Origin of the sequence: Glaciibacter sp. 2TAF33, assembly GCF_052114945.1 — a bacterium.
Classification (GTDB): Bacteria; Actinomycetota; Actinomycetes; order Actinomycetales; family Microbacteriaceae; genus Cryobacterium.
The window spans coordinates 1-10,101 of sequence record NZ_JBFRFS010000024.1 but is presented as its reverse complement, the minus strand read 5'-3'; the positions used below and the strand labels follow the sequence as shown (position 1 = coordinate 10,101).

The window sequence follows — 10,101 nt, the reverse complement described above, 5'->3', positions numbered from 1 at the left end:
CATCACCGAATACATCCACTGGTACAACACCGACCGGATATCGACAAAGCTCGAGGGCCTGAGCCCGGTGCAATACCGAACTCAGGCCCTCGCGGCTTGATCCCCTGCTAACGTCTGAATAACCAGTCCAACTTACGGGGACCAGTTCATCACTCCCGGGGGCCCTTCCGATATGTCGGGGACGATTGAGACGATTTAGATGTCGTCGATCGAGCGTTCCTGGCGGGTGACCGCCTCGCCGTTGACCGGGTCGACCACGCTGCGGGTGGTGCTCACGCTGTTCCGCCTGCGCGTCATGAGGACGATACCGAGGATGATGATGACAACGCCCGCGCCCATCAGGATGTAGCCAACGAGGTCGAGGTCGATCCAGTCGACGCTGAAGTTCAACGCCCAGACCAGGATCGCGCCGACAACGAAGAGGAAAATTCCTAATCCAAGACTCATAACCACTGCTTTCGTTCGGTTGTCAGGTTTTGTCCAGCTTAGGCACACTCTGGGTCGCAGTAGGGTTTATCTACCGACAAATCTCACACCCCACGGAGCCGCATGTCCCGCCAAATCAAGCTCGCGATCATCCCCGGCGACGGGATCGGCCCGGAAGTCATCGCGGAAGCGGTCAAGGTGCTGGACGCCGTTACAGCAGCGGATGACGTGACGTTCGACAAAACCGAGTTCTCGCTCGGCGCCGGACGATACCTCGAGACCGGCGACGTGCTCACCGACGAAGACCTGGCCGCGATCAGTGCGCAGGACGCGATCCTGCTCGGCGCGGTCGGCGGCCTGCCCGGCGACCCGCGGCTGGCGAACGCGAACATTGAGCGCGGCCTGCTGCTGAAGCTCCGGTTCTCCCTCGACCACTACGTGAACCTGCGCCCCAGCGTCCTCCACCCGGGGGTCGCAAGCCCGCTGGCCGCCCCCGGCGACATCGACTTCGTCGTGGTCCGGGAGGGCACAGAGGGCCCGTACGTAGGCAACGGCGGCGCCATCCGCCAGGGGACCGTGCACGAGGTCGCCAACGAGGTCTCCGTCAACACGGCCTACGGCGTCGAGCGCGTGGTGCGACACGCCTTCGAGGTGGCCACCAACCGCCCGCGGCAGAAGCTCACCCTGGTGCACAAGACGAACGTCCTCGTGTTCTCGGGCAGCCTGTGGCACCGCACCGTCACATCCGTTGCGGCCGAATACCCGTCGGTGACCGTCGACTACCTGCACGTGGACGCCGCGACGATCTTCCTGGTCACCGACCCGGGTAGATTTGACGTCATCGTCACGGACAACCTCTTTGGCGATATCCTCACCGACCTCGCCGCGGCAATCACCGGCGGCATCGGGCTGGCCGCCTCCGGCAACATCAATCCGGACGGCCGCTTCCCCAGCATGTTCGAACCCGTACACGGCTCGGCGCCGGACATCGCCGGCAAACAGTTGGCGGACCCCACCGCGGCAATCCTCTCCGTCGCACTCCTGTTGGACCATTTGGGGCTGACGGATGCTGCGGCGCGAGTGAGCGCGGCAGTCACCGCCGACATCGCGGCACGCACCACCAACACCACGGCGCCACGAAGCACCGCCAGCGTCGGCGATGCCATTGTGACCCTCCTCTCGAGATAAGGGACTCCCATGAGCCACGGAACCACCATCGAAACAGACGCAGCGGGCGGCGCGGATGCCCAGCAGTTCCCGCTGAGCTTCGCGCTCACACCCTCGCCCAACGCCCGCGCCGAGGCGGAACGTGACGCGATCCTTGCCGACCCCGGCTTCGGCAAGCACTTCACCGACCACATGGTGACGATCGACTGGACCGTCGAGGAGGGGTGGCACGACGCCAGGGTCACCCCGTACGGGCCGCTGCAGATCGACCCGGCGTCGTCGGTGCTGCACTACGGCCAGGAGATCTTCGAGGGCCTGAAGGCCTACCGGCACACCGACGGCTCGATCTGGACGTTCCGCCCGGATAAGAACGCCGAGCGCATGCAGCGGTCGGCCCGGCGCCTGGCGCTCCCCGAGTTGTCGGTGGATGACTTCATCGCGGCGATCAGGCAGATCGTCGCTGTCGACGGCGACTGGGTGCCGAGCGGCGGCGAGACCAGCCTGTACATCCGCCCGTTCATGATCGCCAACGAGGTGTTCCTCGGCGTGCGAGCCGCGAACCGGGTCAGCTTCATGGTCATCGCCAGCCCGGCTGGCGCATACTTCGCCGACGGTGTCGCGCCGGTCAAGATCTGGCTGTCGACAGAGTACTCGCGCGCCGGGCGCGGTGGCACCGGCGCGGCCAAGTGCGGCGGCAACTATGCCGCGTCGCTGCTTCCGCAGATGGAGGCCTACGAGAACGGATGCGCCCAGGTGCTGTTCCTGGACGGCGAGACCGGCAGCCACATCGACGAACTCGGCGGCATGAACGTCATGTTCGTCCACGGCGACGGGTCCGGCGGGGGCACGCTGGTCACCCCGCGGCTGACCGGCACCATCCTCGAGGGCGTGACGCGGGACAGCATCCTCCAGTTGGCGCGGGACCGTGGGATGACCGTGGAAGAGCGCGACGTGACCATCGACGAGTGGCGTGACGGTGTCGCATCCGGTGACATCACCGAGGTGTTCGCCTGCGGTACCGCGGCAGTGATCACGCCAATCTCGGTTCTCAAGGGCAACAACGTGCAGATCGGCGATCCCGACGCCCCGGCCGGTGAAGTCACGTTGGCGCTCCGCAAGGAACTCACCGACATCCAGTACGGCCGACTGCCCGACCGGCACGGCTGGCTGACCAGGCTGGACGCCTGATGAAGATTGCACGGTTCAGCCACGAGGGCGCCATCTCGTTCGGCATCGTCGACGGAACGGAGCTGGTGGTGCTGAAAGGCGACCCGATGTTCGCCGGCTTCGACACCACGGGGGAGAGGGTGTCCCTGGCGGATGCCAAGCTGCTCGCCCCGGTGATCCCCCGTTCCAAGGTGGTGGCTGTCGGGAAGAACTACCGCGACCACGCCAACGAGATGGGAGGGGAGGCGCCGACGGAACCACTGCTGTTCCTCAAGCCCAACACCTCGGTGATCGGGCCGAATGACACAATCGTGTTGCCGCCGCAGAGCTCCCAGGTGGAGCACGAGGGTGAACTGGCCATCGTGATCGGCAAGATCGCCAAGTCGGTGCCGGCCGACAGTGCGCTCGACTACGTGTTCGGCTACACCGTCGCCAACGATGTGACCGCGCGCGACCTGCAGAAAAGCGATGGCCAGTGGGCTCGCGCCAAGGGCTTCGACACGTTCTGCCCGCTCGGTCCGGCCATCGAGACCGACGCGCCCGGTGCCGACGCTTCCATCGTCGTGCGGGTGAACGGTCAGGAACGGCAGGCCGGGAAGCTCGGTGACATGGTCCACGGCGTGGCTGACATCATCGCGTACGCGTCAGCCGTGTTCACACTGCTCCCCGGCGACGTGATCCTCACCGGCACGCCGGCCGGGGTTGGGCCGCTGGTGGACGGCGACACGGTTGCGGTGGAGATCGCCGGGATCGGTGTGCTTTCCAACCCGGTTCGGCGCCCCTGAGCGTAGTACGGCGTGCCCAGTACGGCGCGCCGTATTCGGCACGTGGCTAGCGGATCGTGGCCGACTCGCGTTCATCCGCGTCCCACACGGGCGTGGTGGCGTGGGGGTTCGCCAGCGAAATGCCGTTCCCGAGTCGCCGGAAGAGCAGCGCAGCGAGGACAGCGCCGAAGGCGAAGAATCCCGCACCCCACCAGTACGCCGTCGCGTAGCTATGGACTGCCGCTTCGGCAGCCACCGCGGCCGAAGCCGGAAGGTGCGACGCCACGTAATCGGTCGCGGCGGTCGCGGCCAGTGTGTTCAGCAGGGCGGTTCCGATGGATCCGCCGACTTGCTGGCTGGTGTTGACCATGGCGGAGGCGACGCCGGCGAAGTGGCCGTTGACGCCGAGGGTGGCCGTCTGGATCGAAGCGGGCATGATCGATCCCATCCCGAAGCCGAGGATCATCAGCGGTGGCAGGATGTCCGCAGCGTAGGTGCTGTCCAGACCCAGGTGGGTGAGGTAGACCATCCCGATGGCGGCCAGCGACATCCCGAACGGAACCATGACCTTCGGCCCGAATCGCGGGACGAAGAGGTTCGTGGACAGCTGCGCCGCAAGTACCAGCATCCCGATCATGGGCAGGAAAGAGAGCCCGGTCTGGATCGGCGTGTAGTGCTGGGACGTCTGCAGGTAATAGGTGACGAACAGGAAGATCCCGAACATGCCGGCACCGGCGATCAGCACCGAGATGTAGGCCGCCCCCCGGTTGCGGTCGAGCACGATCGAGAGGGGGAGAAGCGGATGCCTGGCCCGGCGCTGCCACAGCACGAATGCGATCAGCAGCAGGCCGGCGGCCGTGAGCATCCCCCACGTCAGTGGCGAATCCCAGCCGTCGGTCTCTGCGTTCGAAAAGCCGTAGACCAGGCCGAAGAGCGCGCCGGAGACCAGCGCGGTTCCCGGGATGTCCAGCTTGGGGCGCGGACCGGCGCGTTTCGCATTGCTCACGAAAACGGCGGCGCCGACGACGGCGACAATCGCGATGAACACGTTGGTGTAGAGGTTCCAGCGCCAGTCGAAGTATTCAGTGAGGTAGCCGCCCAGAAGAAGGCCGATGGCTCCGCCGGCGCCCGCGATCGCCCCGAACACACCGAAGGCACGGGCGCGTTCTTTGGGAATGGTGAACGTCGTCGTCAGCACGGCGAGTGCGGTCGGGGCGAGCAGCGCACCGAACGCGCCCTGCAGGGCACGAGCCCCGACGAGGATTCCGAAGCTGCCCGCGGCACCACCGATCGCCGATGCGACCGCGAAGCCGATCAACCCGATGATGAACGTTTTCTTGCGGCCGATCAGATCTGACAGGCGTCCACCGAGCAGCAGGAGGCTGCCAAAAGCGAGCGAATACGCGGTGACGATCCACTGGCGTTCGCCGTTCGAGAAGCCGAGGTCGGCCTGGGCGGATGGCAACGCGATGTTGACGACGGTCGAGTCCAGCACCACCATGAGCTGGGCGAGGGCAACGACCGACAGTGTCCACCAACGGCGGGACGGGGCGGTCGGAAGTGCGGCATCGCTCACAGAAAGGGGAGAAGTCTGAGGCATGAACACGACTTTATACGATACTGTGGAGTTCCGGATCTTAATAGTTCCTGAATTTACAACCCCGTAACATGACAACACTCACAGAAACGGACGATCGACGCGATGACGCAGCTCGACACTGACGTGGTGGCGCCGAAGCTCGGCCGGAAGCGCGACCATACGCGTGACCCCGAGATCCTCGATGCGGCGCTGGAGATACTCGCCGAAACCGGTTATGACGGCATGACCATCGACATGGTCGCCGCCCGCGCCAAGGCGGGCAAGGCGACGCTTTACCGCCGTTGGCCGTCAAAGGGCGAACTGGTCATCGACGCCGTTGCCTGCATGAAAAAGGGCGACCTCGACCCGGCGCACCTGCCAGACACCGGGTCACTGCGTGGCGACCTCATCGCGATGATCAAACCGCACTCGATCGAGGAGGGGGAGAGGAAGCTCCAGATCATGGCGGGCCTGACCTCGATGCTGTCGCGGGCACCGGAGCTTGCCGACGCAGCCAACGCGGCCATCGTCGAACCCCGGGTGGCGGTCAATCGCATCCTCATGCAGCGGGCCGTCGACCGCGGCGAAATCTCGGCGGACTGCGACATCGGCACGCTCTCGCTCATCTCCCCGTCGATGGCGGCATACCGAGTGCTGATCCTCAGGAAACCCGTCGATCGAGAGTTCCTGGTCTCCCTCATCGACGGCGTGCTGATGCCCGCCGTGGGATTGGGGCATCAGGCCGCCCCGCGCTGACCCGGGATCACCGCGACGGCCTCGATCGCGGCATTTACCTAGCCGCGGCCCAGTGCGCGCAGCGCGTCGGCCACGTCGGCCGTGTCGTTCCACAGGTGGAAGGCGACCCGCGCCCGGCCGGCTCGGTGTGATGCGGTGATGCCCGACCTGGTCAGTCGGGCCACCGCGTCGCCGTCCGTATCGGGCCAGGTCACGATGGCCTGCCCGGCCGGCGGCAGGCCGAGCCCCACGCAGAGGGCGTCACCCAGGCCGACGTCGTGGTCCCTGACCTCCGTCATGTCGACATCGGCGAAGAGGGACAGCGCGGCTTCCGCACCCGGCCATGCCGCCCAGGCGGGGGAGACGTCGAAGCGGCGCGCGTCGGGAGCCAGCAGCATGCCGGGTCCGTAACAGGACGCCCACACGTCGTCGCCCGCGTACCAGCCGGCCTGGACCGGGCGGAGTTCAGCCTGGAACGACTCGGACACCGTCAGGAACGCCGCCCCGCGCGGTGCGCACAACCACTTGTAACTGTGGCAGGCCGTCGCGTCGAACATCGACGCGTCGACCGGCAACCAGCCCGCCGCCTGGGTGGTGTCGCAGAAGGTGCGGGCGGCGTGCCGGCGCGCGGAAGCCGCGATGGAGGCGGCATCGGCGATTTCGCCGGTCGCGGACTGCACCAGCGAGAACGCCACCAGCCATGTCGCATCCGTGATGCCGGCGGCGAGCCCGTCGAGGGGCAGGTGGCGAACCCGCACGCCGCGATGACCCTGGGCCAGGAAGGGGAACACCATGGAGCTGAAGTCCCCGTCGACGCAGACCACGTCGGCGCCGTCGGGCGCCGAGGCGGCTACCATCGCGGCCATGACGGAGACCTGGGAGCCGATCGCGACCCGGTCCACGCCCACTCCGACGATGCCCGCATACAGGGCGCGCACCCGCTCCGCAACGGTTCCGTACCCGGTTGGACTGACCTGCCCGGCCGCCCACGCTGCGGCATCCGCGGTCATCGCCGCGACGGTGTCACGCGTCGGCAGGCCCATGGAGCAGGCCGCGAGATAGCCGCGGCCGCCGGTGAACCGGGCCCGGGCCGCTTCGAGGGAGAGGACAGCCGTCGACGCCATGGAACCAGCATCCCGCGCCGGGCATCCAGATATCAATGACCAGTGTTGAGTTTCGCCCGGTTCACGCTCGCGCTGAGGATTCCTGCAGCCGCGGATGGCCTGCCCGCCGCGTGTGACGGAATCCTCAGCGCGAGGCGGAACGACGTGACGATCCGGGGCCGCGCGGCGTCGTACCCGCCCGGATAGAATTGGCGGTGATGTCTGAGACCACTGCACACCCCTTTTCCACAGCGACCGGCGCCGACGTGCGCGTGCGCTTCTGCCCGTCGCCGACCGGCACCCCGCACGTCGGGCTGATCCGCACGGCACTGTTCAACTGGGCCTACGCCCGGCACAACGGCGGCACCATGATCTTCAGGATCGAAGACACGGATGCCGCGCGCGACAGCGAGGAAAGCTACGGCCAGATCATCGACGCGTTGCGCTGGCTGCGGCTGGACTGGGACGAGGGCATCGAGGCCGGCGGACCCCACGGCCCATACCGGCAGTCCGAGCGCTACGGCATCTACCGCGACGTCGTCGAGCAGCTCAAATCGTCCGGCCACATCTACGAGAGCTTCGCCACCGGCGAGGAGATCGAGGCCCGCAACCGCTCGCTCGGCCGTGACCCGAAGATGGGATACGACAACTTCGAGCGCGACCTCACCGACGAGCAGAAGGCCGCCTACCGCGCCGAGGGGCGCGCCCCGGCGCTGCGGCTCAAGGTGCCGGACGAAGACCTCAGCTTCGACGACCTGGTGCGCGGTGAGATCACCTTCCCGGCCGGCTCGTTCAGTGACTTCGTCGTGGTGCGTCCCAACGGGCATCCGCTGTACCCGTTCGTGAACCCGGTCGACGACGCGCTGATGGGCGTCACCCACGTGCTGCGCGGCGAGGACCTGCTCTCGTCGACGCCGAGGCAGATCGCGCTCTACCACGCGCTGATCGACATCGGGCTGACCACATTCGTGCCGCGCTTCGGGCACCTGCCGTACGTGATGGGGGAGGGAAACAAGAAGCTCTCCAAGCGCGACCCGGAGTCGAACCTGTTCCACCACCGCGCGCGCGGTTTCATCCCCGAGGGCCTGGTCAACTACCTGGCATTGCTCGGCTGGTCGCTCACCCACGACCGCGACGTGTTCGGGATCGAGGAGATGGTGGCGGCGTTCGACGTGGTCGACGTCAACCCGAACCCGGCCCGGTTCGACCACAAGAAGGCCGAGTCGATCAACGGGGACCACATCCGGCTGCTCGACGTCGCCGATTTCGCCCAGCGCACCATCCCGTACCTGGTCGAGGCCGGCGTGGTGAGCGAGCCGCTGACGGAAATCGAGCAGTCCATCCTCGCCGCCGCCGCGCCGCTGGTGCAGGAGCGCATCGCCCTGCTCGGCGAAGCCCCCGCCATGCTCGGCTTCCTCTTCGTCACCGGCGACGCGCTTGTGCACGAAGCGGATGCGCTCGCCTCCCTCCCGCAGAACGGCGCCGAGATCATCTCCGCCTCGGTCGCGGCACTGGCCGCCATCGACGACGCCGACTGGGATCACGCGGGCGTGCACGCCACGCTCACCGAAACCCTGATCGACGGACTCGGCCTCAAGCCGCGGGTGGCGTTCGGGCCGCTTCGGGTCGCGATCTCGGGCCGCCGGGTCTCGCCGCCGCTGTTCGAATCGATGGAGATCCTCGGCAAGACCGAATCCCTCGCCAGGCTGGACCGGCTGTCGGGCACACTGACGGCATGATGTTGTCATGAGCGCGCCGTACGATGCCGTGATCATCGGCGCTGGCCCGGCCGGGCTCGCTGCCGGCCTCGGCCTGGTCCGCGCGCTCCGGCGGGTGCTGCTCATCGACAGCAACCGCCCCCGTAACGCGGCCACGCTGCACTCACACGGCTTCATCAGCCGCGACGGCATCTCGCCACTGGAGCTGCGCCACCTGGGGCGCGAGGAATTCGAACGGTACCCGGGCTCTGAGTTCCATTCCGCGCTGGTGCGCACGGTGCTTCCGGTGAGCGACCTCGAGGGCACGGGCGCGCGGTTCGCGCTCACCACGCGCGGCCTCCGGGGCGAGCCGAGCCGCGAGATCACCGCCAGGACGGTGCTGATCGCGACAGGGCTGGTCGAGACGCTGCCCGCGCTACCGAGCATCCGCGCCTGGTACGGCACCAACCTGCACAGTTGCATCGACTGCGACGGCTACGAGAAACGGGGCGCCGCCCTTGCGCTGATCGGCGAAACCGACGACCTCGCCGAGCGGGCGGTGCTGCTCTCGCAGTGGACTGACGACCTGATCGTGTTCACCAATGGCATCGGCCCGGTGACGGATGCCGACGAGCGCGGACTGGCCGCGCGGGGCATCCGTATCGACCGCCGGCCGATCCTCGACATCGTCGGCGAGCAGGGCGCCATGACCGGCGTGCAACTGGCCGACGGCGATTTCGTGCCGCGGGGTGGCGGCTTCGTGCGCCCGCACTGGACCCCGGCGATCCAGTTCCTCGACGACGCCGTCGCAGCCGGCTCAGGTCCGGCAACGGATGCCTCGGGCCTGGTCGTCGTCGACGAGTACGGCCGCACGAGCGTGCCGGGACTCTATGCCGCCGGCGACTCCACCCCGCCGGGTGCCGAACAGCTGATGGTCGCGGCCGGTTCAGGAGCTCGCGCCGCCGCGGCGATCAACCGGGACCTACTCGGGCCACTGTAGATCAGCCTGTTGTCGCCTTGGCGTTCTCCGGCGTGCGCGGGCCGCCGCGGCGGGCGCAATGAGCGTTTCGCGGCCGTCACGGCGCGCAAATGGCTGCGGACAAATGTGGCGACGGACAGCTGACAGCTCCTCAGTTCGAGTCTTGGGCGCAGATGTCGTATGCTGTTCCACGGTGATCTTCCGCTGGCAACGCATTGCCGGCCGGGGGTTATGTGCCTTGGGGTATGGTGTAATTGGCAACACGGCTGATTCTGGTTCAGTTGTTCTTGGTTCGAGTCCAGGTACCCCAGCTTTAAGGAAAACCCCCGTTCATCTGAACTGGTCCCCGTAAGTTGGACTGGTTATTCAGACGTTAGCAGGGGATCAAGCCGCGAGGGCCTGAGTTCGGTATTGCACCGGGCTCAGGCCCTCGAGCTTTGTCGATATCCGGTCGGTGTTGTACCAGTGGATGTATTCGGTGATG

At 67.1% G+C, this 10,101-nt stretch carries 11 protein-coding genes and 1 tRNA gene; 8 read left to right on the top strand and 4 right to left on the bottom strand.

Annotated features, from left to right (window positions below; genetic code table 11):
* Positions 1 to 100, top strand: a 100-nt coding sequence (locus tag AB4Y94_RS17690; protein WP_441728809.1) for an IS3 family transposase, incomplete at its 5' end; no start/stop codon positions are given.
* Between the two features lie 95 nt (positions 101 to 195).
* On the opposite strand, the gene AB4Y94_RS17685 is transcribed toward AB4Y94_RS17690, so the two are convergent.
* A complete protein-coding gene (locus AB4Y94_RS17685) occupies positions 196 to 447 on the bottom strand; it encodes a DUF6458 family protein (protein WP_441729336.1) in 252 nt (83 codons plus the stop codon).
* 102 nt (positions 448 to 549) lie between these two features.
* Between AB4Y94_RS17685 and AB4Y94_RS17680 the strand changes: the two genes are divergently transcribed.
* The 3 genes from AB4Y94_RS17680 to AB4Y94_RS17670 are packed head-to-tail and all read left to right on the top strand — an operon-like array spanning position 550 to position 3,545.
* Complete coding sequence (locus tag AB4Y94_RS17680; RefSeq protein ID WP_441729335.1) at positions 550 to 1,614, top strand: 3-isopropylmalate dehydrogenase; 1,065 nt, start codon at positions 550 to 552, stop codon at positions 1,612 to 1,614.
* A gap of 9 nt (positions 1,615 to 1,623) precedes the next feature.
* Entirely contained in the window at positions 1,624 to 2,781 is a 1,158-nt protein-coding gene (locus tag AB4Y94_RS17675) for a branched-chain amino acid aminotransferase (RefSeq protein ID WP_441729334.1), read from the top strand.
* Positions 2,781 to 3,545 (top strand): fumarylacetoacetate hydrolase family protein, encoded by a 765-nt coding sequence (locus tag AB4Y94_RS17670; RefSeq protein WP_441729332.1) that lies wholly within the window; start codon positions 2,781 to 2,783, stop codon positions 3,543 to 3,545. The genes AB4Y94_RS17675 and AB4Y94_RS17670 overlap by 1 nt, the downstream gene beginning before the upstream one ends.
* A gap of 46 nt (positions 3,546 to 3,591) precedes the next feature.
* On the opposite strand, the gene AB4Y94_RS17665 is transcribed toward AB4Y94_RS17670, so the two are convergent.
* Positions 3,592 to 5,124, bottom strand: coding sequence for an MFS transporter (locus tag AB4Y94_RS17665; protein WP_441729331.1), 1,533 nt, complete (start codon positions 5,122 to 5,124; stop codon positions 3,592 to 3,594).
* A 102-nt stretch (positions 5,125 to 5,226) separates the two neighbouring features.
* On the opposite strand from AB4Y94_RS17665, the gene AB4Y94_RS17660 reads away from it, so the two are divergent.
* On the top strand, positions 5,227 to 5,859 hold the full coding sequence (locus AB4Y94_RS17660) for a TetR/AcrR family transcriptional regulator (protein ID WP_441729330.1): 633 nt from the start codon (positions 5,227 to 5,229) through the stop codon (positions 5,857 to 5,859).
* A gap of 38 nt (positions 5,860 to 5,897) precedes the next feature.
* Here the strand turns inward: AB4Y94_RS17660 and AB4Y94_RS17655 are convergent, their stop codons facing one another.
* Positions 5,898 to 6,962 (bottom strand): aminotransferase class V-fold PLP-dependent enzyme, encoded by a 1,065-nt coding sequence (locus AB4Y94_RS17655; RefSeq protein ID WP_441729328.1) that lies wholly within the window; start codon positions 6,960 to 6,962, stop codon positions 5,898 to 5,900.
* 197 nt (positions 6,963 to 7,159) lie between these two features.
* On the opposite strand from AB4Y94_RS17655, the gene gltX reads away from it, so the two are divergent.
* The 3 genes from gltX (at position 7,160) to AB4Y94_RS17640 (ending at position 9,928) form a co-directional block, all read left to right on the top strand.
* Positions 7,160 to 8,680 (top strand): glutamate--tRNA ligase, encoded by a 1,521-nt coding sequence (gltX, locus tag AB4Y94_RS17650; protein ID WP_441729327.1) that lies wholly within the window; start codon positions 7,160 to 7,162, stop codon positions 8,678 to 8,680.
* Between the two features lie 7 nt (positions 8,681 to 8,687).
* Positions 8,688 to 9,638 carry an NAD(P)/FAD-dependent oxidoreductase gene (locus tag AB4Y94_RS17645; RefSeq protein ID WP_441729326.1) on the top strand — a complete coding sequence of 317 codons (951 nt, stop codon included), beginning with the start codon at positions 8,688 to 8,690 and terminating at the stop codon, positions 9,636 to 9,638.
* Positions 9,639 to 9,856: 218 nt separating this feature from the next.
* A tRNA-Gln gene (locus tag AB4Y94_RS17640) sits at positions 9,857 to 9,928 on the top strand.
* Positions 9,929 to 10,001: 73 nt separating this feature from the next.
* On the opposite strand, the gene AB4Y94_RS17635 is transcribed toward AB4Y94_RS17640, so the two are convergent.
* Positions 10,002 to 10,101 (bottom strand): IS3 family transposase (locus tag AB4Y94_RS17635; protein ID WP_441728809.1); only part of this gene is annotated, 100 nt, incomplete at its 5' end.